Origin of the sequence: Kribbella yunnanensis (assembly GCF_039529655.1) — a bacterium.
Classification (GTDB): Bacteria; Actinomycetota; Actinomycetes; order Propionibacteriales; family Kribbellaceae; genus Kribbella; species Kribbella yunnanensis.
This window is the reverse complement of record NZ_BAAANF010000017.1, coordinates 279,445-302,459: the sequence shown is the minus strand read 5'-3', so window position 1 is coordinate 302,459 and position 23,015 is coordinate 279,445. Positions and strand designations below refer to the sequence as shown.

The 23,015-nt window shown below is 67.5% G+C and carries 26 protein-coding genes; 13 read left to right on the top strand and 13 right to left on the bottom strand.

What is annotated here, in order from left to right:
* Positions 1-109 precede the first annotated feature (109 nt).
* The 3 genes from ABD231_RS24900 to icmB form a co-directional block, all read right to left on the bottom strand.
* A complete protein-coding gene (locus tag ABD231_RS24900; RefSeq protein WP_344156635.1) occupies positions 110-1,096 on the bottom strand; it encodes a carbohydrate ABC transporter permease in 987 nt (328 codons plus the stop codon).
* 93 nt (positions 1,097-1,189) lie between these two features.
* Positions 1,190-2,512 carry an ABC transporter substrate-binding protein gene (locus tag ABD231_RS24895; RefSeq protein ID WP_344156632.1) on the bottom strand — a complete coding sequence of 441 codons (1,323 nt, stop codon included), beginning with the start codon at positions 2,510-2,512 and terminating at the stop codon, positions 1,190-1,192.
* Positions 2,513-2,755: 243 nt separating this feature from the next.
* On the bottom strand, positions 2,756-3,175 hold the full coding sequence (icmB, locus tag ABD231_RS24890) for a coenzyme B12-dependent isobutyryl CoA mutase small subunit (RefSeq protein WP_344156629.1): 420 nt from the start codon (positions 3,173-3,175) through the stop codon (positions 2,756-2,758).
* A 136-nt stretch (positions 3,176-3,311) separates the two neighbouring features.
* Here icmB and ABD231_RS24885 point away from each other — a divergent pair, with 136 nt between their 5' ends.
* The 4 genes from ABD231_RS24885 (at position 3,312) to ABD231_RS24870 (ending at position 7,094) form a co-directional block, all read left to right on the top strand.
* Positions 3,312-4,163 (top strand): esterase/lipase family protein, encoded by an 852-nt coding sequence (locus ABD231_RS24885; protein ID WP_344156626.1) that lies wholly within the window; start codon positions 3,312-3,314, stop codon positions 4,161-4,163.
* 352 nt (positions 4,164-4,515) lie between these two features.
* Positions 4,516-5,265: a M23 family metallopeptidase gene (locus tag ABD231_RS24880; RefSeq protein ID WP_344156623.1), complete on the top strand. Its 750-nt coding sequence runs from the start codon at positions 4,516-4,518 to the stop codon at positions 5,263-5,265.
* 42 nt (positions 5,266-5,307) lie between these two features.
* Positions 5,308-5,802, top strand: a complete 495-nt coding sequence (locus ABD231_RS24875; RefSeq protein WP_344156621.1) for a DUF6886 family protein — start codon at positions 5,308-5,310, stop codon at positions 5,800-5,802.
* The gene (locus ABD231_RS24870; RefSeq protein ID WP_344156619.1) at positions 5,799-7,094 is read left to right on the top strand and encodes a lanthionine synthetase LanC family protein; all 1,296 of its coding nucleotides are present in this window, start codon (positions 5,799-5,801) and stop codon (positions 7,092-7,094) included. The genes ABD231_RS24875 and ABD231_RS24870 overlap by 4 nt, the downstream gene beginning before the upstream one ends.
* A 142-nt stretch (positions 7,095-7,236) precedes the next feature.
* On the opposite strand, the gene ABD231_RS24865 is transcribed toward ABD231_RS24870, so the two are convergent.
* A complete protein-coding gene (locus ABD231_RS24865) occupies positions 7,237-7,800 on the bottom strand; it encodes a hypothetical protein (RefSeq protein ID WP_344156616.1) in 564 nt (187 codons plus the stop codon).
* Between the two features lie 121 nt (positions 7,801-7,921).
* On the bottom strand, positions 7,922-10,240 hold the full coding sequence (gene pcrA / locus ABD231_RS24860; RefSeq protein ID WP_344156613.1) for a DNA helicase PcrA: 2,319 nt from the start codon (positions 10,238-10,240) through the stop codon (positions 7,922-7,924).
* 70 nt (positions 10,241-10,310) lie between these two features.
* Here pcrA and ABD231_RS24855 point away from each other — a divergent pair, with 70 nt between their 5' ends.
* Positions 10,311-11,279 carry a serine aminopeptidase domain-containing protein gene (locus ABD231_RS24855; RefSeq protein WP_344156609.1) on the top strand — a complete coding sequence of 323 codons (969 nt, stop codon included), beginning with the start codon at positions 10,311-10,313 and terminating at the stop codon, positions 11,277-11,279.
* Here the strand turns inward: ABD231_RS24855 and ABD231_RS24850 are convergent.
* Entirely contained in the window at positions 11,260-11,637 is a 378-nt protein-coding gene (locus ABD231_RS24850; protein WP_344156606.1) for a hypothetical protein, read from the bottom strand. The genes ABD231_RS24855 and ABD231_RS24850 overlap by 20 nt on opposite strands.
* Before the next feature lie 98 nt (positions 11,638-11,735).
* Here ABD231_RS24850 and ABD231_RS24845 point away from each other — a divergent pair, with 98 nt between their 5' ends.
* Both ABD231_RS24845 and ABD231_RS24840 read left to right on the top strand, forming a co-directional pair.
* The gene (locus ABD231_RS24845; protein WP_344156603.1) at positions 11,736-12,335 is read left to right on the top strand and encodes a ClpP family protease; all 600 of its coding nucleotides are present in this window, start codon (positions 11,736-11,738) and stop codon (positions 12,333-12,335) included.
* The gene (locus ABD231_RS24840; RefSeq protein WP_344156600.1) at positions 12,332-12,940 is read left to right on the top strand and encodes a ClpP family protease; all 609 of its coding nucleotides are present in this window, start codon (positions 12,332-12,334) and stop codon (positions 12,938-12,940) included. The genes ABD231_RS24845 and ABD231_RS24840 overlap by 4 nt, the downstream gene beginning before the upstream one ends.
* On the opposite strand, the gene ABD231_RS24835 is transcribed toward ABD231_RS24840, so the two are convergent.
* Positions 12,937-13,878 carry a serine hydrolase domain-containing protein gene (locus ABD231_RS24835; protein WP_344156597.1) on the bottom strand — a complete coding sequence of 314 codons (942 nt, stop codon included), beginning with the start codon at positions 13,876-13,878 and terminating at the stop codon, positions 12,937-12,939. The genes ABD231_RS24840 and ABD231_RS24835 overlap by 4 nt on opposite strands.
* 40 nt (positions 13,879-13,918) lie before the next feature.
* On the opposite strand from ABD231_RS24835, the gene ABD231_RS24830 reads away from it, so the two are divergent.
* Entirely contained in the window at positions 13,919-14,650 is a 732-nt protein-coding gene (locus ABD231_RS24830) for a PIG-L deacetylase family protein (RefSeq protein ID WP_344156594.1), read from the top strand.
* Positions 14,647-15,342, top strand: coding sequence for an alpha/beta fold hydrolase (locus ABD231_RS24825; RefSeq protein ID WP_344156591.1), 696 nt, complete (start codon positions 14,647-14,649; stop codon positions 15,340-15,342). The genes ABD231_RS24830 and ABD231_RS24825 overlap by 4 nt, the downstream gene beginning before the upstream one ends.
* Here ABD231_RS24825 and ABD231_RS24820 read toward each other — a convergent pair.
* Both ABD231_RS24820 and rpmF read right to left on the bottom strand, forming a co-directional pair.
* A complete protein-coding gene (locus ABD231_RS24820; protein WP_344156588.1) occupies positions 15,339-16,661 on the bottom strand; it encodes a C1 family peptidase in 1,323 nt (440 codons plus the stop codon). The two genes, ABD231_RS24825 and ABD231_RS24820, sit on opposite strands and share 4 nt — an antisense overlap.
* Before the next feature lie 101 nt (positions 16,662-16,762).
* Positions 16,763-16,924, bottom strand: coding sequence for a 50S ribosomal protein L32 (gene rpmF, locus ABD231_RS24815; protein ID WP_344156585.1), 162 nt, complete (start codon positions 16,922-16,924; stop codon positions 16,763-16,765).
* 50 nt (positions 16,925-16,974) lie between these two features.
* Between rpmF and rpsR the strand changes: the two genes are divergently transcribed.
* Positions 16,975-17,211, top strand: coding sequence for a 30S ribosomal protein S18 (rpsR, locus tag ABD231_RS24810; RefSeq protein ID WP_344156582.1), 237 nt, complete (start codon positions 16,975-16,977; stop codon positions 17,209-17,211).
* 7 nt (positions 17,212-17,218) lie between these two features.
* On the opposite strand, the gene ABD231_RS24805 is transcribed toward rpsR, so the two are convergent.
* From ABD231_RS24805 to ABD231_RS24790, 4 genes are all read right to left on the bottom strand, one after another.
* Positions 17,219-17,569: a hypothetical protein gene (locus ABD231_RS24805; RefSeq protein WP_344156579.1), complete on the bottom strand. Its 351-nt coding sequence runs from the start codon at positions 17,567-17,569 to the stop codon at positions 17,219-17,221.
* A 9-nt stretch (positions 17,570-17,578) separates the two neighbouring features.
* Positions 17,579-18,787 carry an MFS transporter gene (locus tag ABD231_RS24800; protein WP_344156576.1) on the bottom strand — a complete coding sequence of 403 codons (1,209 nt, stop codon included), beginning with the start codon at positions 18,785-18,787 and terminating at the stop codon, positions 17,579-17,581.
* 106 nt (positions 18,788-18,893) lie between these two features.
* On the bottom strand, positions 18,894-19,535 hold the full coding sequence (locus ABD231_RS24795; RefSeq protein ID WP_132410137.1) for a response regulator: 642 nt from the start codon (positions 19,533-19,535) through the stop codon (positions 18,894-18,896).
* Positions 19,532-21,061, bottom strand: coding sequence for an ATP-binding protein (locus ABD231_RS24790; protein ID WP_344156571.1), 1,530 nt, complete (start codon positions 21,059-21,061; stop codon positions 19,532-19,534). Before ABD231_RS24790 ends, ABD231_RS24795 begins: the two co-directional genes overlap by 4 nt.
* A 183-nt stretch (positions 21,062-21,244) precedes the next feature.
* Here ABD231_RS24790 and ABD231_RS24785 point away from each other — a divergent pair, with 183 nt between their 5' ends.
* The 3 genes from ABD231_RS24785 to ABD231_RS24775 all read left to right on the top strand — a co-directional run bounded on the left by ABD231_RS24785 (position 21,245) and on the right by ABD231_RS24775 (position 23,005).
* A complete protein-coding gene (locus tag ABD231_RS24785) occupies positions 21,245-22,531 on the top strand; it encodes a PspC domain-containing protein (RefSeq protein ID WP_344156568.1) in 1,287 nt (428 codons plus the stop codon).
* The gene (locus tag ABD231_RS24780) at positions 22,528-22,713 is read left to right on the top strand and encodes a hypothetical protein (RefSeq protein WP_344156565.1); all 186 of its coding nucleotides are present in this window, start codon (positions 22,528-22,530) and stop codon (positions 22,711-22,713) included. Before ABD231_RS24785 ends, ABD231_RS24780 begins: the two co-directional genes overlap by 4 nt.
* Before the next feature lie 91 nt (positions 22,714-22,804).
* Complete coding sequence (locus ABD231_RS24775; RefSeq protein WP_132410129.1) at positions 22,805-23,005, top strand: cold-shock protein; 201 nt, start codon at positions 22,805-22,807, stop codon at positions 23,003-23,005.
* The last annotated feature ends 10 nt before the right edge of the window (positions 23,006-23,015 follow it).

The window sequence follows — 23,015 nt, the reverse complement described above, 5'->3', positions numbered from 1 at the left end:
CAGTAGAGCACGATGATCCCGACACCGACGAGCGGCAACCACCTGCGATACCAGGGTGCCTCGGCCGCCTTGATGTCAACTCTCTTCGGTGCCTTCTCAGCAACGGCCATCACGCACCAACCTTCCCGCGGGACTTCTTCGGCTTGACCACGCGAGCGCGAGCCTCACCGATGACGTCGGCTCCGAGCAGTTTCACGAAGGCGTAGGCGACCACCGCGACATAGATGAACAGCAACGTCGCGTACGCCGCGGCCGGCCCGTACCGGGTGTTGTTGGCCTCGAGGTACGCGAGGATCGACAGTGTCTCGACCGACGACTTGTTCGGGCCGACCAGCACGAACGGCAGGTCGAACATCCGCAGGGTGTCGAGGATCCGGAACAGCACTGCCACCAGCAGTGCCGGTTTCACCAGCGGCAACGTGATCCGGGTGAAGGTCTTCCAGGGACTCGCCCCGTCCACCTTCGCGGCCTCGTACACCTCGTCCGGAATGGTCTGCAGACCGGCCAGCACCAGCAGCCCGATGAACGGCGCGGTCTTCCAGGTGTCGGCGATGATGACCGACAGCACCGACTGCCAGCCCTCCGTCGACCACAGGATCTGGGTGCCGGCGACGACGTTCGCGATGCCGTCGGCCTGGAAGATCCACTTCCACAGCAGCGCGGACACCACGGTCGGGATGGCCCACGGAACCAGGATGCTGGCCCGGACGATCGCCCGGCCCTTGAACGCCTTGTGCATCACCAGGGCCATCAGCACACCGAGCAGCGTCTCGAGGACGACACAGACGACGGTGAAGAACGTGGTGTTGTAGAACGCGTTCCAGAATCGGTCGCCGGTCTCGCCGGAGAAGATCGCCGCGAAGTTGTCCAGCCCGACGAACTGCGAGCCCTGGATGATGAAGCCGTCCTCGTCGATCCGCTGACCGCTTTGGTACAGCGACTCGCGGAGCGCCGACAGGATCGGGTAGAGCACGACCAGGACCAGCACGATCAGGGTCGGTGACAGCAGCAGTGCGGCCAGCCGGCCGGTGCCCTCGTTGAACGACGTACGCCGAACCTTCTTGCCCGGCTCGACGACCGAGGCGGAATCACTCACCTCATGCCTCCTTCTCTGTCCGCCCACCTCCGTGGGCGGTGACAACGCGGGGCCGGTGCGCAGCGTTCACCGCACACCGGCCCCACGTCCGGGTCACTGGGTGATGAGTGTGTTCAGCTTGGTCTGCAGATCCGTCAGTGCCTGCTTCGGATCCGTACCGCCCGGCTGCTTCAGTGCGCCGTACGCCGCTTCCTGGATCGCGGTCGTCACGTCGCCGTACTTGACCACCTTCGGCCGCGACTTCGCCGAGGCGATCGACGCCTTCAGCGGAGCCAGGTACGGGAACTGCTTGTTCAGTGCCGGGTCGTCGTACAGCGACGCCCAGGTCGGCGCCTGCGAGGTCTTCTCGACGTTCGCCTTCTGCCGCTCTTCACTGGACATGAACTTGATGAAGTCCGCCGCGGTCGCCTTGTTCTTGGCGAACTCCGAGATGGCGTAGTTGTGACCGCCCAGCGTCGAGACGCCCGGCCCGCTCAGGCCCGGCAGCGGCGCGACCGCGAACTTGCCGGCGATCTTCGACGAGCCGTCGGTCTTGTTCGCCAGCGCGTACACGTACGGCCAGTTGCGGTGGAAGAGCAGGTTGCCCTCCTGGAACGCGCGGCGTCCCGGCTCCTCCTGGTAGGTGATGGCGGCCTTCGGGATGAAGCCCGTCTTGAAGCCCTCGACCAGCGCGGTCAGACCGGCCAGTGCCTCCGGGGTGTCGACGTTCGGCTTGCCGTCGTCACCGACGACCACACCGCCGGCGCCGTTGACGGCCTCGGAGAAGTTCACCGTCAGGCCTTCGTACTTCTCGAACTGGCCCGCGTAGCAGTTGATGGCCTTGCCCTCGGGCAGCGCCTTCACCTTGGCGCAGGCGGCGACCATCTCCGGCCAGGTCTTCGGTACCTCGACCCCGGCCTTGTCCAGCAGGTCCTTGCGGTAGTACAGCAGACCACCGTCGGACGTCACCGGTACGGCGTACAGCTTGTCGCGGTACTTCGCGGTGTCGACCGTGGTCGGCAGCAACTTGCCGAGGTCCGGGAACTGGTCCTCGGGCAGCTGGGTGATCCACCGGTTGGCCGCGAACTCGGCGGTCCAGACGACGTCCAGGTTCAGCACGCTGAACTCGTCGGACTTGATCTGGGCGTTCGAGATCATCTGTGCGCGCTGCTGGTCGGCCGACTCGGGCAGCTCGGTCACCGTGACCTGCTCGTCCGGGTGCTGCGAGTTCCAGGCCTTGACCTGGTTCGTCAGGTTGCCCGACGTGTCCTTGCCGGTGGCGAACTTGATCGGCCCGCGGCCCTCGAGCGCACCCCCGGCCGCACCGTTGCTGCCACCGCCGCCTTCGTCGCCGCCACACGCCGCCGTGAGCAACACCAGGCTGCTCACCACGGCCAGAGCGACCGCCTTGCGAGTGTGTGATCGTTCAAACCTCATCGTTACCTGCCCTCTCCCGATGGGAATCGCATCGTCCCTGCGCGAGCGGCGTCCAGGCCCCCACCGCACTGTGACGCCACCTGTCCGGACAGTAACCGAAGACGGGGGTGATGTGTTCTGAGTTACACACCCGTCACTGAACGGTTCAGTTACCGGACGTACCGCATGGCTGTATGCGACCGCGATTCGAGAGCCTGCACAACCAGGTGTTTCTTAACGATTCGGTATTACCAAACAGTAACTTCAGGAGGCGGGGGCGGAGGCGTCGCCGACGTGGCCGCGGACCCACTCGACGATCTCGGTGGTGGTCGCGCCGGGAGTGAAGATCTTGTGCACGCCGAGCTCGGCCAGCGGCTGCAGATCCGCGTCCGGGATGATGCCGCCGCCGAACACCACGATGTCGTCGGCCTCGCGCTCGGTGAGCAGTTCGCGGACCCGCTTGAACAGGGTCATGTGCGCGCCGGACAGGACGGACAGGCCGATCGCGTCGGCGTCCTCGGCGATCGCGGTCTCGACGATCTGCTCGGGGGTCTGGTGCAACCCGGTGTAGATAACTTCCATCCCGGCGTCGCGCAGTGCGCGGGCGACGACCTTCGCACCCCGGTCGTGGCCGTCCAGGCCGGGCTTGGCGACGACGACACGCAAAGTGCTGGTTGAAGGCATATTCGCAGGTTAGCCGGTGCCAATCTCACGGATAAGACACGGAGACGTGTGTTCCCCGCCACGGTTGTGGGGAACCGGTTACCGTGGAAGAGAGATCGGACCACCGGGGGGTCTGGTTTGCTGTGAGGAGCCGCAAATGACTTCTTGGCAGGACGAGGTGCGAGGCGCGCTGGACGGCCTCGCGTACGGCGCCCGATCGGCGATCACCCCGCGGGTGCTGCACGGCGCGGCCGTCGAGATCGGCTGGATGACCACCCACCTGGCGATGTATCCGCTCGGCCTGCTCGGCGGCTCAGGTTCCCGCGCCGAGCGACTCTCCCTGGCCGGTCTGACACCGGCCCAGCGCAGTCTGCTGGTCAACGACGTCCGAGCCGCCGGTACGCCGATCCTGCTCGCGCACGGGATCATCGACAACCACACGATCTTCGCGCTGATGCGCCGGCAGCTGATGCGGCGCGGATTCAGCAGCATCCACACCTTCTCGTACTCACCGCTGACGGTGGACGTCCGCCGTACGGCCGAGCGGATGGGTGCCGAGATCGAGGCGATCTGTGAAGCGTCGGGGTCGGACCAGATCCACGTGGTCGGCCACAGCCTGGGCGGGCTGATCGCGCGGTACTACATCCAGAAGCTCGGCGGTCACGAGCGCGTCCACACCTGCGTGACGCTGGGGACACCGCATCAGGGGACGGTCGCGGCTCGACTCCTGCCCTGGCCGCTGGTGAAGCAGTTGCGGCCGGAGAGCGATCTGATGGAAGAGCTCGCGGAACCGGCGCCCGGCGTACCGACGCGGTTCGTGGCGTTCTACAGCGACGTCGACCAGCTGATCGTGCCGCAGCGGCGTGCTCGGCTGCGGCATCCCGACCTGATCGCCCGGAACGTCCGGGTCCGCGGGGTGGGTCATCTCTCGTTGCCGTTCCACGGGGACACGGTCCACGAGATCACCGGCGTGCTGGCGCATCTGGACGACCAACCGCAAACTGCCTGATCAGGCAGCCTTTTGGCGCTCACACGGCTGATGCACGTGCAGCGGCTCATGCAAAAGTTTCGTGAAGGTGCTGCGGAAAACTGGGTGGCAGGGTTTGTCGGCTCGTGACTCTTCCGTTATCGTGCTCAAGTCCTCACCGGGAATAAACCCCCGATGAGGGCGAAAGGTTGCAGAGCCAAGCACCACCCCAACCCCTCCCCTGTGACCGGAAGGCCACGTTGTGTCCCAGCATCGTGCCGCGGGCAACCGCGTCACGCCAGGCAACGCTGCGCGCAAGACCGGCGCAAGTCGTCACAGCGCCAAACATCGTGTTGCCAGGCGTAACACCCCCAGCAGTACCCAGATCGTCGGTTTGACCGCAGCGCTTGCTGCGGCGGCGGGAGCCGTAGGCTTCAGCCACAGCGCCCTGTCGTCCCCCACGCAGGCCAACACAGCGGTGAACCTTGCCGCGGCCAGCCTCGACAACGGCAACCTGTCCGGCATCACCACTGCTCGCATCCAGGCACGCCAGCTCGCCACCCGTGACTCGTCCCGCGTCACCCTGGCCGGCAACGACACGAACAAGAAGCAGGCGGCCGCCGCGGCGCTGGCCAAGGCCCGCGCCGCGAAGCTGAACGCGACGAACACCCTGACCGCGAAGCGCGCCACCGCGCTGGCCCTGGCCAAGAAGGCCGAGGCGAAGAAGCTCCGCGAGTCCCTGAACCGCTGCGAGATGATGATCTCCGGCTACCACATCACCGCGACCTTCGGTCAGGGTGGCAGCCGCTGGGCCCGCAACCACACGGGCACCGACTTCGCCGCTCCGACCGGCACCCCGATCCGCAGCGTGATGCGCGGCGTCGTGATCTTCGCCGACTGGGCCGGCCCCTACGGCCGCCAGGTCCAGGTCCGGCACGCCGACGGCACCGTCACCTGGTACAACCACATGAACAAGTTCAGCGTCTCGGTCGGCGAGACCGTGATGGCCGGCGACCAGGTCGGCGCAGTCGGCTCCACCGGTAACGTCACCGGCCCGCACCTGCACTTCGAAGTGCGTCCCGACGGCGGCGACCCGATCGACCCGATCCCGTGGCTGCGCTCGCACTGTGGTCTGAACCCGTAACCGGTCTGAACCCAACACTGTCGCAGTACTAGGATCCCCGGCATGCGCCCCGCTGCCGGAGAGGTTCTGCACTTCTCCGAAGACCCCACCATCGAGGTCTTCCGGCCCCAAGCAACCTACGTCTGGGCGGTCGGCCACGACCGTGCCCCCGACTACTGGTTCCCGAGGCAGTGCCCCCGCGCCATGGCGTGGCTGGGCCCCTCCACCACCCCAGAAGACCACGCCCGCATCATCGGCCCCGGTTCCGGCTCCCGCGTCCATGCGGTCGAATACGGCTGGCTGGAGGCGATGCGAACCGTCGAGCTCTACGCCTACCGCCTCCCCGCCGCGCAGTTCAGCCTGCATGACGCAGCCTTCGTCGCCACCACCGACGTGAAACCGCTCGGGCCACCCGAACGCGTCGGCGATCTCTTCGAGCTGCACGACGAGGCGGGGATTCAGCTCCGGGTTCTGAACCGGCTGCACGACTTCTGGGCCGAGGTCATCACCAGCACGCTTGAGTTCAGCGGGATTCGTCTTCGGAACGCGCGAGCATGAAGTACGGCGAACTGGCGGAGGCCGCCTGGACCTGGGTGCTCGACCAGGTGCAGTGGGACGACGACGGCCCCTGGATCCCGGAGTTCCTGGGTGCCGAGAAGCCGACCGAGTTCCTGCACGGGACCTACACCGGGGTCGGCGGGCTGGCCTATGCGCTGGCCGAGATCGAGCTGACGCGGCCGTGGACGACTGCCGAACGGGAGCTTGCCGACGGGATTGCTGCACGTGTGCGGGGCTCGATCCCGACCGAGTCGTCGATCTCGTTCTTCGACGGGCTGGTCAGTTCGATCGGCGTGCTGACCGTGTTGGGTGAGCCGGGTGTTGATGCGGCTGTCGAGCGGGCCTTGGAGATCGGTACGGCGACCGGCTGGCAGGAGGGGTTCCTCGCTGAGTCGGACTCGTATGAGCCGGGTGCTGTGTGCAACGACCTCACGCTTGGTACCGGTGGTGTGCTTCTCGGGGCGCTCTGGGCCATCCGGCATGGCGTGCCGGCTCATGAGCTGGCTGATCGGGCGATAGAACGGCTACTGGCTGAGCAGGAGGAGACCGCGGCCGGTGTGAACTGGCTGTTCGTGCCACGGCGTTACCTCCGCGAACCACCGCCGCTGGAGATGCCCAACCTCACCCACGGTCTGGCCGGCATCGCCGCCGTACTGGCTCTGGCTGGGGCTGAGCTGGACCGTCCCGAGCTGATCGAGACCGCTCGCCTGGGCGCTGAGCACCTGATCACCATGGGCCGCTCTGCCGGAGGAGGCTTCGAGGTCCCGCGCGCAGTCCCGTGGTCCGAGCGCCACGGCGACGAGTACACCTACAACTGGTGCCACGGCCCAGCCGGCACCGCCCTGCTCTTCGACGCACTCGAGTACGCCGGTGTGGACGCAGTAGCCGGTGTCTCGTCGGCCACCTGGCGCCAGCGCCTCCTCGACGCCGTACGGCACTCCGGCATCCCCAAGCGCCTCCACCCCGGTTTCTGGGACAACGACGGCCGCTGCTGCGGCACCGCGGGCGTGGCCGACGCGTTCCTCACCAGCTACCAACGCACCAACGACCCGGCCGACCTCGCCTTCGCCACGCATCTCGCCGACACTCTCGTCGCGAACGCCGGCTCCTCGCCGTACTGGCGTTTCCTCGAACACAAGAACGACGACCCGCTCCTCCCACCCGGAATCGGCTGGATGCAAGGCGCCGCCGGCATCGCCACCGTCCTCTTCCGCTTCGAAGCCCAGACCACCGCCGTCCCCCGCATGGACAACTGGTGGCCCGTACAGAAGGTGGGTCCACCCACCAAATAGGAGGTTCCCACCCCAGAATCCGGTGGGGGAACCTCCCACCGGATGGGTGAACCCACGAGGTTGCTGGTTCCCCACCCGCATGCGAGTACAGAACCCACAAGCTCATGGGGGAACCCATCAGATGGCGGGCGGGGAAGGCAGGCTAGCGGCGCCAGACCTCGGCGGTGGTGAGGAAGGCTGAGGAGCCGGGCTTGTCGGGGGAACCGTCTACCTGGACGAAGCCGGGGACGGAGGCGCCGCCGATGGAGACGGTGGCGGAGCGGACGGGGGCGATCACCAGGCTGAGACTGTGGTTGCCGTCGGCAAGCTGGAAGTTGTCGGTCGCGAACAGACGCCGGTCGAGGACGCCGCCCATCTCGATCTGGATATCGGCCGCCTTCGCGCTCAAACCGTCGGCCAGGTTCATCGACACCTGGACCAGATCGCGCTCGATGGCCGGCTCGTGCCAGGGCAGCCCTTGCACCTCGAGGAACGAGCGGACGAAATACCGCTCCAGCCACGCAGCCAGGTCGACGTCCTCCGAAACCACCCGGACGATCCCGTCGAACCACAGCACGACCGCCGTCCCGGACCCGCGGATCGACCAGTCGACCATCCAGATCGAGGCGTACGCCGTCACTTTGCCGGCCTCGTCGAACAGCCGCAGCCCAGGGTTCGCCCCGGCCAGAATGATCCGGCGGTGACTGTCTGCTACGGGCTTGGGCATGGGGACGACGCTTCCACAGGTGGGCGCAAGATGCTCGATTGTCTCAATCTCCGGCATATATGCAACGCATTGGTCCGGAAAGTTGCCCGATCTCTGCGATCAGCCCGTCACCCGACGCGGCTCAGATCTTCTCCACCGGTGCGTACCGAAGCAGCAACCGCTTCACACCTTCGGAGCCGAAGTCGATATCGGCCTGTGCCTGCTGACCCTCACCACGGACGACCACGACCGTGCCCATACCGAAGCTGTCGTGGACGACGCGATCACCGGGATCGAGGTTGATCACGGGCTTGTCGGTCGAGCTCCGGCGTGACGTTTCGTAGCGACTCGGGATGCCGCCGCCCGACGACGTACCGGATCCGGACCAGCGGGTGATCGCGGACTCGTCGCGGCGCCAGTCGAGCAGCTCGGCCGGGATCTCCTCGAGGAAGCGGGACGGCGGGTTGTGCTGCGGAGCACCGAACGCCGACCGCACCGCGGCCCGCGAGATCGCCAGTCGCTGCCGGGCCCGGGTAATGCCGACATACGCGAGCCGGCGCTCCTCCTCGAGCTCCTTCAGGTCGGTCAGCGACCGGGAGTGCGGGAAGACGCCGTCCTCCATCCCGGTCAGGAACACGACCGGGAACTCCAGGCCCTTCGCGGTGTGCAGCGTCATCAGCGTGACCACCCCACCGTCGTCGTCCGCATCCGGGATCTGGTCCGCGTCGGCGACCAGCGCGACGCGCTCCAGGAACGCCTGCAGATCCGCCGACTCACCGGCCGCGGTCCGCTCCTCGACGAACTCCCGGGCCACCGAGATGAACTCGTCCAGGTTCTCCAGCCGGGTCTCGTCCTGCGGATCCGGCGACTTCTGCAAAGTCTCGTAGTACCCCGAGCGGTGCAGCGCGCTGTCCAGGATGTCGTCCGGCGGCGCACCCGAGTCGACCATCGCGGTCAGGTCGTCGAGGATGTCCACAAATCCCTGTACGGCGTTCGCCGAGCGCGAAGCCATCGCCGGTGCGTCCTGGGCCCGGCGCATCGCGGCTGCGAATGAGATCCGGTCTCGTTGCGCGAGCGCCTCGATCGCAGCCTCGGCCCGCTCGCCGATGCCGCGCTTCGGCTCGTTCATGATCCGGCGCAGCGAGACGGTGTCCTCCGGGTTCACCAGCACGCGCAGGTACGCGAGCGCGTCGCGAACCTCCTTGCGCTCGTAGAACCGGACGCCACCGACCACCTTGTACGGATGGCCGGTCCGGATGAAGACCTCTTCGAACACTCGCGACTGGGCGTTGGTCCGGTAGAAGACCGCCACATCGGACGGCTTCACCTGGTCGGCGTCGGCGAGCCGGTCGATCTCGTCCGCGACGAACTGCGCCTCGTCGTGCTCGTTGTCCGCGACGTACACGGCGATCTGCTCGCCCTGCCCCTGGTCGGACCAGAGGTTCTTCGCCATCCGGCCCTCGTTGCGGCTGATCACCGCGTTGGCCGCGCTCAGGATGGTCTGGGTGGAGCGGTAGTTCTGCTCGAGCAGGATCGTCTCGGCGCCGGCGAAATCCTCCTCGAAGGCGAGGATGTTGCGGATCGTCGCCCCGCGGAACGCGTAGATCGACTGGTCGGAGTCGCCCACCACCATCAGCTCGGCCGGCGGCGCGGTCGGCTGGCTCGCGCCCGGCGCATCCTCACCGCAGAGCTCGCGGATCAGCGTGTACTGCGCGTGGTTCGTGTCCTGGTACTCGTCGACCATCACGTGGCGGAACCGGCGCCGGTAGTACTCCCGGACCTCGGGGAAGGCCTGCAGCAGGTTGACCGTGGTCATCAGCAGGTCGTCGAAGTCCAGCGCATTCGCCTGCGCCAGCCGCTCCTGGTAGATCCGGTAGCACTCGGCATACGTCTCCTCCAAGTGGTTGGAGGTCTTCGCCGAGGCGGTCTCGTGGTCGATCAACTCGTTCTTCTGGGTGCTGATCCAGTTCAGCACCGCACGCGGGTTGTACCGCTTGACGTCCAGGTCGAGCTCACGGCAGACCAGCGTCATCAGCCGGCGCGAGTCGGTCGCGTCGTAGATCGAGAACGTCGGGTTGATCCCGAACTTCTTGATGTCGCGACGCAGGATCCGCACACACGACGAGTGGAACGTCGACACCCACATCAGCTTCGCCCGCGGCCCGACCAGGTCGACGACCCGCTCGCGCATCTCCGCCGCCGCCTTGTTGGTGAACGTGATCGCGAGGATCGACCCGGGGTGCGCGTCGCGGGCACCCAGCAGGTACGCGATCCGCCGCGTCAGCACGCGCGTCTTCCCCGACCCGGCACCGGCCACCACGAGCAGCGGTTTCCCCGCGTGCACGACAGCAGCCCGCTGCTGCGGGTTCAGCCCGTCCAGCAGCGCCTCGGGGTCGGTCCGGTGCTTCTTCGGCTCCTCGAGCGGCACCGGCAGTTCGTCAGGCGAGAAGAGCGTAGTCATCACCGAACACCATAGGCGCACCCGCCGACAGTTACCGAAAACAGGTTCGATCGAATGAAAAGATCCACCCATGGACGACACCCGGTACGACGCCCTCGTGGACCAGATCGAAGCCCTGTACGCCGAGTCCCGGTACGCCGACGCGATCGCCGTACTGGATGCCGCGACCGATCTCGCGCCCTGGACCGCCGAGCTGGCCCATCTCCGAGCCTGCCTCCTAGGCGCCTCCGGCGACCCCGAAGGCGCCCTCCAAGCCCTCCGGACCGCAAGCCGCGCCGGCAGCTGGTGGCGCCCCGAGATCCTCACGGACGACGACGACCTAGCCGCCCTAACCAACCACCCAGAGTTCCAACAGCTGGTCGCCGAGTCCGCCACCCGAGCAACCGACGCCCCCACCCCCGCCCTGATCACCCTCCCCGAGGGCGACACCTCCCCCGACACCCCATCCGGGAGCGGCCTCCCCGGGCGCGCCCCCTCCGACGATTCCCTCCGCGACAACAAGCTTCCCGACCCGACTCGGGCTCGGGGTGTTGTGGTTGCTCTTCATGGGGCGGGACAGCGGGCAGAGCACGCACAACGTGACTGGTCCGCCGTGCTTGATCTCGGGTATGCGCTCGTTTGTGTCGAATCCTCTCGCCGGATGTCGCCGATGTACCGCACCTGGCCCGACCCCGAACAAGCTGCGGCTGACATCGCGCGGGCACTCGCCGAACTCCCGACCGAACTGACCGGCCTCCCGCTCATCGCCGCCGGCTTCTCGGCCGGTGGTCGAGTCGCGCTCAACTGGGCGCTCACCGCGCAACCGGCACCGACGGCCGGCGTACTGGCTATGGCTCCGGCACTGCGCGAGCTCCCGGACAGCTCGGCCAACTCGTTGTCTCCGGCAACGATCTGGATCGGCACCGACGACGACCTGCTCGAGGTAGTGGACGCAGCCGAGTCCCACCTATCCGCCTGCAAGATCGAGCGGCTACCTGGCCTAGCCCACGCCTTCCCAGCCGACTTCGCCCAGCGCCTGGCTACGACAGTTGGCGGGTGAGCTGGAGCTCTACCGGTACGGCGGAGCCTAGCCAGTGCATCTTCGCGGTGTGGTCGTTGCAGGAGCCGATGCGCAGGCCGGGGACACCCTCGATCTGGCCCTCGTAGTCCTTCGCGGCCAGCAGCGCGACGACGTCTGAGAGCTCCGGTCCGTCGAGCCATTCGATCCGGGCGAAGTCCGGGCGGGCCTGCCACATGTCGACCCAGGCAGCGGGGTCCTCGGTGAAGAGCGACGTACGGAGGATCATCGAGACCGCCCCGAGCAGGGTGGCGGCTGGAGTGGCCGTCCGCTCCAGCAGGTTGCGTTCGGAGTCGGACAGGTCGTCCGCGATCAGGATTGCGGTATCGCTCAGATTCACAGTGGAGGAGCCTGCCACAGCATCTTGTCGGCTCTCAGCAGACTTGCCGTCAGCAGAAAAACTGGGGTACGACGGTTCTGCGCGCCCACAGTGGACACATGGCAGAAGAGACCAAACCACCGCTGTTCAACCCGTCCGCCCGGCAGCGGCTGCTCGACCGCCGCGTCGTCGTGCTGGACGGTGTCCTCGACGACGACAACGGCACGCTGCTCGCGACCCAGATCCTGACGCTCGCGGCCGAGGATCCCGACCGCGACATCGCCCTGTGGATCCACTCACCCGGTGGCTCGGTGCCGTCGATGCTGGCGATCCGGGACGTGATGCGGCTGGTGCCGTGCGACGTGTCCACGCTGGCGATCGGGCTGGCCTGTAGCGCGGGCCAGTTCCTGCTGTCCGCCGGTACGGCGGGGAAGCGGTACGCACTGCGGAACGCGCGGATCCTGATGCACCAGGGCTCGGCCGGGATCGGTGGCTCCGCGGTGGAGATCGAGATCCAGGCCAACGACCTGCGGCAGCTCCGCGACACCGTCCTGTCGATCATCGCCGAGGACACCGGTCAGTCCTTCGAGACCGTGCACGAGGACTCGCTGCACGACCACTGGTACACCGCCGGCCAGGCCCGCGAGTACGGCTTCATCGACCACATCGTCTCGACGTTCGACCAAGTGATGCCCGCGCAGAAGGAAGCAGCCGCATGAGCAGCTACATGATTCCTAACGTCATTGCCCAGTCCCCGCGCGGTGAGCGGGTCATGGACGTCTACTCGCACCTGCTGTCCGAGCGGATCATCTACCTCGGTACGGCGATCGACTCCGGCGTGGCCAACGCGATGATCGCGCAGTTGCTGCACCTGGAGTACGACAACAACGAGCGGGAGATCAACCTCTACATCAACTGCGAGGGCGGTGACACGACGGCCGCACTGGCGATCTACGACACCATGCGGCTCATCTCGGCGCCAGTGGCAACCTTCTGCGTCGGACAGGCTATTGCGGCCGGTGCGGTCCTGCTGGCGGCCGGTGCGCCCGGACGGCGTTCAGTACTGCCGCATGCGCGCGTCGTACTGCACCAGCCGGCCGCGCGGGGTCAGGGCACGATTCCCGACCTCATCCTGCAGGCAGACGAGGTAGTGCGGGTCCGCGCGCAGGTGGAGTCGATTCTCGCGGAGCACACCGGCCAGTCGATCGAGCGGCTGCGGCACGACACCGACCGGGACCACGTGCTGACCGCTGAGGCGGCTCGTGAGTACGGCATCGTCGACCGCGTGGTGCAGGAACGGGTCGCCGTACCAGTCCTCAGCTAGCCGGCCGAAGCGAGGACGCGGTCGGCCACGGCCACGTGGTGGGCGAGCTCAGCGGTGCGGTCGGTCACATAGGCATAGGCGAGCTGCCGGTCGGGGTCCGCCCACCCGACACAGCAGTTGCTGCCGTTGTGACCGAACGTCCGCGGACTGCTCTGCTGACCGAACGCCGGGTCACTGGTCGGCGCAACCGCGGCTGCGACCGACTCCGGCCGCAGTACGCGGCCCGCCGTACCGATGCCGTGGTTCAGCAGCATCTGATAGAGCGCTGCAAGGTCACGAGCGGTTGCCGACACACCTTCACCCGGTACGACGGCCTCCCGGGTACTGCGGCGGTTCACCAGCCGACTGCCCTTGACCGGGACCTGTTTGCCCCACAGCTCTGGCGGCAGACCCAGGTGAGTGTCGGCCACCCCGAGTGGTCGGAGCACCGCCTCCTCCAGCACAACCTGGATCGGATGCCTGGTGATCCGCTGGACCACCTCACCCAGGATGAACCCGAACGCGAGCGAGCTGAGCGGCCAGCGCAGCGGCGCCTCTTCGATCCGGCGCAGTGACTTCGTCCAGTCGCTCATAGCCCGTACGTCGGCCCGGGGTGCCGCAGCACCGGACTGGTTGCGCAGCACGTCGCGAATGGTGACCCCGTCCTTGCCCTCCCCCGCGAACTGCGGCCAGTACGCCGCCACCTCGTCGTCGAAATGCAGTACGCCGGACTCCACCAGCTGGTGCACGAGAATCGCGACGTACTGCTTGCTCGCTGAGAACAACCAGAACAGCGACTCCGGTTCGCACCCGAACCAGCGGTCGACGACCACGCGCCCGTCCCGGATCACGCACAGCTGAGCCGCACCGCGACGTGTCTGTGCCTGCTCGATCGCAGTGCGCAACCGAGCAGCATCCAGACCCACCTCCAGCGGGTCGCACTCGCCGCCGAACTCCACAGGTCCACTGTGCCCAGATAGGGCAAGTAAGGTCGATGATGTGACTGTTCCTGCAGCCAAACCGCGTCCTGACAGTGAAATCGAGCGTGTACTGGCAGTCGTCGCGCACCCCGACGACATCGACTTCGCCGCGGCCGGAACCGTCGCAGCGTGGACCAAGGCCGGGATCGAGGTGCACTACTGCATCGTCACCGACGGCCAGGAGGGCGGCTTCGAACCGGACCGGGATCGCTCCGAGATCCCCGCGGTCCGCCGGGCCGAGCAGACCGCAGCAGCCGGGCACGCCGGCGTACAGGACCTGCACTTCCTCGGGTACGCCGATGGTGCCGTGGAGCCGACCACCGACCTGGTCCGCGACATCGTCCGGGTGATCCGCCAGGTCCGCCCGCAGCGCCTCATCACCTCGTCACCCGAACGCAACTGGCAACGCCTCCAGGTCTCGCACCCCGACCACCTGGCCACCGGCGAAGCCACCCTGCGCGCGTTCTACCCCGCAGCCGGCAACCCCTACGCGTTCCCCGACCTCACCGAGGAGCCCTGGGACCTCAACGAGCTCTGGCTGGTCGAGCACCCTGCGATCAACCACTACGTCGACATCACCGACACCATCGACCAGAAGATCGCCGCCCTACTCTCCCACACCAGCCAGCACCGCGATCCCGACGCACTGGCCACCCACATGCGCCAACTGTCCCAGCACCGCGCCGCCCTCGCCGGCCTGCCGAAAACCAGTTACGCCGAACCTTTCACTGTGATCCGATTGGGCGCATGACCCCTCTCCTCCTGCTCCACGCAGGCGTAGCCGACAGCCGTATGTGGCAGCACCAGGTGGAAGCGCTCAGCGCCACCCACCAGGTGATCACTCCTGACCTCCGCGGCTACGGCGAAAACCCTGTTGTCCCCAAGTACTCCGACGCGGGCGACGTCCTGGCTCTCCTGGACGACCTAGGCCTCGACCAGGTCGCAGCAGTAGGAGCGTCGTACGGCGGCTATGTCCTCCAGCAGGCGGCGAGTCAGCAGCCCGACCGCTTCACCCGCCTGGTCCTCCTCTGCGCCCCCACCGACAACGTGGAACCGGACGCAGCCCTCGAAGCGCTGTGGACCGAGGAAGAAACGCTGATCGAAGCAGGCGACCTCGAAGCCGCCACCGAACTCACCGTCCAGCACTGGATCGGCCCCGACGCGGACGACGCCGCCCGTGACCTCCTCCGCACCATGCAGCGCCGAGCCTTCGAACTGCAGATCCCCGCCGGCGACGTGGACAAAGAGGACTACCCCGTCACCCCCGAAACCCTCACCATGCCCGTCCGCCTCATCACCGGCGCCCATGACTACCAGTTCTTCGCCGACTCCGCGACGTACCTGATGGACCGCCTCCCGAACGCAGAACGAAAAGACCTCCCCTGGGCAGGTCACCTGCCAACCCTGGAGAGGCCTTCCGAAGCGCTACAGCTGATTCTTTAGTCGGCGAGGGCGCCCATCGGGTCCCAGGCCGGCAGGACGATGGGGTCGTCGGCGAGGCGGGCCTGGAGGTCGGCGGGGAGGGCTGAACGGCGGACGGCGATCTCGAAGACGTGTTCGCCGTACCAGGAGTCGTTCATGGTCCAGAAGCCGCTGTCGGCCTTCTCGTCGCCCCAGCTGTTCTCCACGCGCCAGCGGCGGGGTTCGCCGTCGACGACGTCGACGCCGGTGAAGAGCATGGCGTGGGTCATCAGGGTCTCGTGGTGGAGGAGGCGCTCGGCCTTGTCCAGGGTGAAGCTGGTGTGGTAGACGGCGCCGTAGTCGTACAGGTTGGCGTCCCAGATGCCGAGGTCGCCGTTCATCTGCTTGCCGACATCGCAGCCGAACCAGACCGGCTCGCCGCCGACGATGGCGTCCTGGGTGAGCTTCTTCATCAGGTCGATCTCGACGTTCAGGTAGACGACCGGCGGGGCGTCGATGACGTTGCCGAGGTAGTCGACGGTGAAGGTCTTGCCGACCGGGCTGGACTCTCGCGGGTCGTGCACCAGGCAGACGTAGTCGTCGACCGGGACCTGCACGTACGCCGCGGCGAACTCGGCTGGGGTGGTCCAGCCGTCGCGGTGGAAGGCCTTGTCGCTGTCCTTCCACTGCCACAGGAACTTCTGCGGCGGCGTGCCGAGGTGGATGCAGAGCACCCGGTGCACGGTGGTCAGGATCTCGCGCTTGCGCTCGCGCTGCGCCTCGGCGCTGTCGAGGCCGCGGAGGTCGCGGGCGCCCTGGCGGAGCAGCTTGCGGAGCGTGTCGTTCAGCTGGCCGGTCGACGACGAGCTCTCGGTCTCCGGCATCGCGGACTTCGGCACCAGGCCGTGCTTGCGGACCAGCGCGACGAACATGTTCCACTGGCCGCCGTCACCGATCGGGTCGGACAGCAGGTGCGCCACCGTCCGGTCGTCGACGTCGCGGCCGGCGGTCTCGATGATCGCCTCGAGGAAGAAGTTCGAGCGCTCGAACTTGTCCCAGAAGAGCAGGTAGTTCTGGGAGAACTCGAAGTCCTTCACCTCGAGCTTCTCGGCCGCGCCGACGCGCAGCAGGTTCAGCCCGGCGAACAGCCAGCACCGCCCGCTCTTCTTCTGGTTGGTGACCTTCCAGTCGTCCAGCAGGTTCGACACCGAATGGTCGATGGAGGTGACGACCTGGCGGTCGAGTGCGATGGCGTTCACCGGCGTCTGCGTGACGGCGTTCTGCATCACCCGGTACTGCGGGTTGGCTGCGAACTCCTTCTCGAAGAGCGCGAGTTGTTCGGCTGTGAGATTCCGCTCCATAACCATCGACGGTATCTCAGCCACCAAGCGTCCACCGCCCCTGCCGGGGTGGCGAATCTGTGCCCTGTCCACAACCAGCCACCCGGTTCTGCCGGCCGGTCTCAGGAGATGAGACCGCGCTGGTACGCACGGACCAACCGGCGCGGCACGCGGAGCTGTTTGCCGGCCACGACGATCGGCACCAGGTCGACCGGAGCGGCCTTCCACTGGGCCCGCCGGTTGCGGGTGTTCGAGCGGGACATCTTGCGTTTCGGAACGGCCATGGGGCTATGCTAAATGAAAACGACATTCAATACCAAGGGAGCGACGAGTCATGGCGCGACGACCACCGGTCACCGGCAAGCGCAAGCCCAAGCAGAACCCGCTGGACCGGGACGGCATCACGTTCATCGACTACAAGGACACCGCGCTGCTGCGGAAGTTCATCTCCGACCGCGGCAAGATCCGCTCCCGGCGCGTGACCGGGCTGAGTGTGCAGCAGCAGAAACAGGTCTCCCGGGCGATCAAGAACGCCCGGGAGATGGCCCTGCTGCCCTACACCTCCAAGTAGCTCACCCTCACCAGAAGACGGCGATGGCAGCGTTGGCTGCGGTCAGGCCGCCGATGGCGAAGAAGGTGCCGCGGGTCAGGGCCGGCTTCTTGCGGTAGGCGAACAGCAGTCCGGCGATCACCAGTACGACGAGCAGCTTCACGCCGACCTTCGTGTTGTTCACGGTGAAGTCGTCGTCCTTGATGCCGGAGGCGATCCCGACCAGCAGGACACCGGTCACCAGCTGGGTCAGCGCACCGTGCAGCATCGCGGCGTTCACCACCGGGGTCTTCGTCTTCAGCTGGGTGAAGAACCCGCCGAACAACGCCGCGAAGCCGATCAGGTGCAGAAACGTCAACAGGTGATGCACAAAGTCCATGCGGTCACCCTAGTCCGAGGCGACCACCACAGCTGAGCGCCGCTCCACCACGCTCACCGAAATGGCCGCGAGCCCGCCCACCAACGCGAACGCGTAGAAGCCCCACGGGAACGCGAGTCCGGCCGACAGCAGAGCACCACCGAGGATCGGTCCGGCGATCGCACCGAGTCGGCCGACACCTGCGGTCCACCCAAGAGAGGTCGCACGATTCGCGGCCGGATACAGACGACCGACGTACGCGTAGACCAGCACCTGTGCAGCGAAGACAAAGACACCGGCCAGCAGTACGACGGCGTACAGGATCACACTGGGGAGTCGGATGCTCAGCAAGGCCAGCGTGATCGTCGCACCGGCGAACCAGCCCAGTGTGACTGGCCGCAGCGCCACCTTGTCGGCAATGCGCCCGGCCAGCAGCAGTCCGGCGACCGCACCGAGGTTCAGCACGAGCAGCAAGCTGAGTGCCGCACCGAGCGGGTAGCCCGCTTCCCGCATGATCTGCGGCAGCCATGTGTTCAGGCCGTAGACCAGCAGCAGCCCCATGAACGACGTCACCCAGAACGCCAGCGTCGAACGCCGGAACTCCGGGCGCAGCAACGACTTCACCGGCTCCAGTCCTCGCTTGGACACCTCTCGCCTGAAGGACGGCGACTCCGGCAAGTACTTCAGCATCAGCGGCAGTAGCACCAGCGCAGGCGCCGCACCGATCACGAACATCGCCCGCCAGCCCAGCGACGGAATCACCAGGATCCCGAGCAGCGCAGTGAGCACAGCACCAACGTGGTACCCGGTCATCACCAGTGTCGTCGGCCCACCGTTCCGACCGCGTGGCGAGTACTCCGTCACCAGAGTGATTGCTGTCGGCAAGCATCCACCCAGACCGAGGCCAGCCAGGAACCGCAGTACGCCGAAGCTACCCGCACTCTGTGCAAACGCGCAGAGCAGCGTGAAGAACGAGAAGCCGGCCACCGCCACCAGCAACGCCCGCCTGCGGCCGATCAGGTCGGTCACCGTCCCGATCGTCAGCGCACCCAGCGTCATCCCGGCCAGACCGGCCGTCGACACCGTCGCCGCGACAGCCGGCGTGTAGCCCCACACCTTGTCACTGAGCAGGACCGGGGTGATCGTCCCCAGCACCACCAGGTCGAATCCGTCCAGCAGGACGGCACTCCAGCACAGCGGCCGCACCCAGCCGCTCCGAGTCGTCGAGACCGTTGACATCAGACCCTCCGGTCCGCCGGACGGGCGGATCCCGGCCAGGCTTCCCAGAAAGGTCTCGGTACGGCGCTGTCCGCGCCAGCGTCCCTTTCGCTCAGTGGAAGAGCGGTCAGACCAGGCGGCGGTCGGTCGCCCAGCGGGTCAGCTCGTGACGGTTCGAGAGCTGCAGCTTGCGCAGTACCGACGAGACGTGGGTCTCCACGGTCTTCACCGAGATGAAGAGCTCCCGCGCCACCTCCTTGTACGCGTACCCCCGTGCGATCAGCCGCAGCACCTCACGCTCACGCTGCGAGAGCCGGTCCAGGTCCTCGTCGACCGAGGCGATGTCGATCGCTCCGGAGAAGGCGTCCAGCACGAAGCCGGCCAGCCGCGGCGAGAAGACCGCGTCTCCCTCGGCGACCCGGTTGATCGCGTCGACCAGCTCGGTACCGCTGATGTTCTTGGTGACGTAGCCGCGCGCACCGGCCCGGATCACGCCGATGACGTCCTCGGCGGCGTCCGACACCGACAGTGCGAGGAACTTCACCTCAGGGTGCCGCTGGTGCACCTGCTTCATCACCTCGGTGCCGCCGCCACCGGGCAGGTGCACATCGAGCAGTACGACGTCCGGCTCGGCCGCGACGATCGCCTTCACCGCGGAGTCGACGTCTGCGCCCTCCCCGACGATGTCGACCGACGCACCGATCTCACTGCGCACTCCGGCCCGGAACATGTCGTGGTCATCGATGACGACAACGCGCCTGCTGCTCATCTGTCCATCTCCAGTCGCACTTCGGTCCCAGTCTCCGGATCGGAGCGCACTGTCGCGCGTCCGCCGTGCCGTTCCATTCTGCCCATCACACTGTGCCGCAACCCGAGCCGGTCGTCAGGTACGCCGTCCACGTCGAAGCCCTTGCCGCGGTCCCGGACGAACATCTCAGCGCGGTCGCCGTCCACCTCGACGAACACATCGATCTTCGCAGCACCGGAGTGCTTGGCCGCATTCACCATCGACTCACGGGCCGCCCGCACCATGGCCGACATCCCCTCGGTCAGCTCACAGTCCCCAACCGTCACGACCTCGATCGGCACACCATGGGAGTCCTCGACCTCCGCGGCGGCGCGCTTGGCGGCTCCGGCGAGTGTCTGGTCGGTCTTGTCATCCTCGTCGTACAGCCACGCCCGCAACTCGCGCTCCTGGGAGCGGGCGAGCGTGGTCACCGCACGAGGGTCGTTGGCCTGCTTCTGGATCAGGGCGAGTGTCTGCAGCACCGAGTCGTGTAGGTGCGCAGCCATGTCGGCGCGCTCCTGGGACCGGATGCGCTCAGCACGCTCCGAGTTCAGGTCCCGGTTCAGCCGCTGGACCCACGGCCCGGCGATGACTCCGAGGCCGACCACTGCGAGCAGCACAGCGATCAGGACGTTGCCGACCTGGGACAGCTTGCCGTTCTGCACGAGGAAGACGCCGACCGCCGTACCGACCAGGATCACGCCGACGGCGAGCCGGATCACCGACTTCACGCCGCCCTTGCCGAGCACTGCGCCGACGACCGGGACCCGGACGCCCTTGGTCCACTCCTGCTTCTGTCCCTCGTCCGCCTGCCGCCAGATCAGCGCCAGACCGGTCCCGGCGAACACCAGCGGCCAGAACATCTTCCCGGCGATACCGATGCCAGCGGCCTGCAGCAGGAGCAGTACGGCGGCTCCGACGACCACCAGCGCGGTCACCTGGCCGCGGCTCTTCTCCCGCTTCTGCGCCTTCGCCTCGGTCACCGGGGGCGGCTGCTCGTCCGAACGCATCCCGCTCCGGGTGTGCGCGGCCAGACCGGGCGCCGCCGGGGCGACCGGCGTTCCGAGCGGCATCAGGAACCACAGCGCCGCATAGATCAGCACACCGAACCCGCCGAACACCGTGGCGGCGATCAGCACCAGCCGCACCAGAGTGTCCGAAATACCGAGGTGGTCAGCGACCCCACCGGCCACACCGGCCACGACACGGCCCTCGGTACGGCGATAGGCCCGCCGTACCGGTGGTAGGTCGGACGACGGGCGGGGCGGGCCGAACGACGGTCCGGGAGGCGGTGGCGGCGGAGTGGGCGCGCCGGGGCCCAGGGCGGCCGCCTGGCGCGCGGCGTAGGCGGCGTACGGGCCCTGGTACTGGCTGGGTCCCTGCGGACCCCAGCCCTTGTACCGCCACTGCTCCGAACCGTTGGCCTGCCCCTGGGCAGGCGGCGACTCGGCTGGGGCTCCGTTGCCGGAGGTCCCACCCGTCGGCGCGGCGGAGGCTGGCTGACTCATCACCACGATCGTCACATGTCGACCGGGCCGACACCAGCAGGCTTGTCCCGGGCCGGCTCCTCACCAGGTGCCCCGGCCGGGTCAGGGTCCCCTCGGGGGAAACCCCGACCGCCGACACACCGGGGGCAGGTCAGGGGGGATCCCCGATGTCTCCGGACCGGTCGAGGCGGCAGTATCGGTGCCATGGACCAGAACTCGAGCGGCCCCGGGGGGTTCGACCGTAGCCGCCTGCAGAACGTGGAGAACTGGCAGCGCAGCCGGTCGGACCGGATGCTGGCCGGGGTCTGCGGCGGGATCGGCCGGGCGCTGAACATCGACCCGGTGCTGATCCGCGTGGTGATGGCCGTGCTGATCCTCACTGGTCCCGGTGTCATCTTCTACATCGCCGGCTGGCTGCTGATGCCGGACGAGCGCAGCGACCGCTCCCCCGCTCAAGGGCTGCTCGGAGACCGCGTCCGGCCGGACCACCCGTGGCTGGGCCCGATCATCGTCGGTATCGCCGTGTTCGCCGCCATCGCGATGATGTCCTCGTTCAACTTCGGTGAGTTCGTCCCCGGCCCGCTGCTGGTGCTCGCGCTCATCGGACTGGTCGCCTACCACCGCAAGGGCGGTCGCCGCGGGCGCAGCAACCCGCGCGCCCAGTGGTCCGGTCCGAACGGCGCCTGGACGCACGGCCAGCCCGGCTGGACCCAAACCCAGAGCCCTACGCCCACTGCGGCCCCCGCAGCTGAGCAGCGCCCGCAGGACCGCGTGAGCGAGCCGACGCCGCCAGTCCAGCCGGTCTGGACCGACGACGACCCACTCGGCCTGTACGTCGACGAGCCACCGAGCGCCGTACCAGCCAAGACCCGTACGGCGCAGCCACCGGTCAAGGGGGCTCGCGGAGTCAAGTCTGTCGTCGTACTGCTGACCGGAGTCGCGATCGGGATCGCAGCTCTGGCCGGAGCGACTACGGCGACCATGCTGGTCATCGGAGTCGCAGTGCTCGGCGCCGGCATGCTGTTCGGCGGTTTCGTCGGCCGGACCGCCGCACTGCTCCCGCTGGGCCTGCTGCTCGCAGCAGGTGCAATCGCGAGCAACCTGTTCCCGAACGTGCCGCGCAACTTCGCCGACGTGAAATACGTCGCGCCGGCCGGTCAGGTGATCACGACGGCCGGCACCGGGACGCCGTACACGTTCGACGCCGGTTCGGTACACCTGGACCTGACCCAGGCCAAGTTCGACCCCGGCGCCAAGATCGAGGTCCACGGGCGGGCGGGTGAGGTAGTGATCAAGCTGCCGCGGAATGTCGACGTACAGGGCCAACTGAACGCCGACCTCGGCGAGCTGGTCGCACCGAACGCGAAGCAGAGCGGCCGGGACGCAAAGTTGACGCTGAACGACCTCGGCGCCGACCAGAAGACCGGACCGGAGTCGGTGGTCCTGGACCTGGACGTCAAACTGGGCTCGATCAAAGTGGAGCGGGGATGAACAAGCCGAAGCCGAAGCCGGATGTGGCCGGCATCATCGCCGGGACCGTACTGACCGGCGGCGCGACGATCTGGATGCTGAACGAGAACGGCGTCCTGGAGACCAAGGACCTGGGCCTGACCGGCGCCCTGCTGCTGCTCGGTGCGGGCATCATCGGCCTGGCGGCCTCGCACCGCGGGTGAGCTAGGCTGAGGTCCGCTCATCGGGGTTCCGGTGGGCCAGCTACCCGAGGGGTCCGGGTGCAACGGGTCCCGTGGTCACAGGAGTTCCGAGATGGTGCGCGGCACCGTGAAGTGGTTCAACGCCGACAAGGGCTACGGCTTCCTCGCCGTGGACGGGCAGGACGACGTCTTCGTCCACTGGAGCAAGATCGTCTCCGACGGCTACAAGACCCTCGAGGACGGCCAGCCCGTCGACTTCCAGATCATCGACGGTCCCAAGGGCCGCGAAGCCGAAGCCGTCACGCCCGTCTGAGGAACGCACC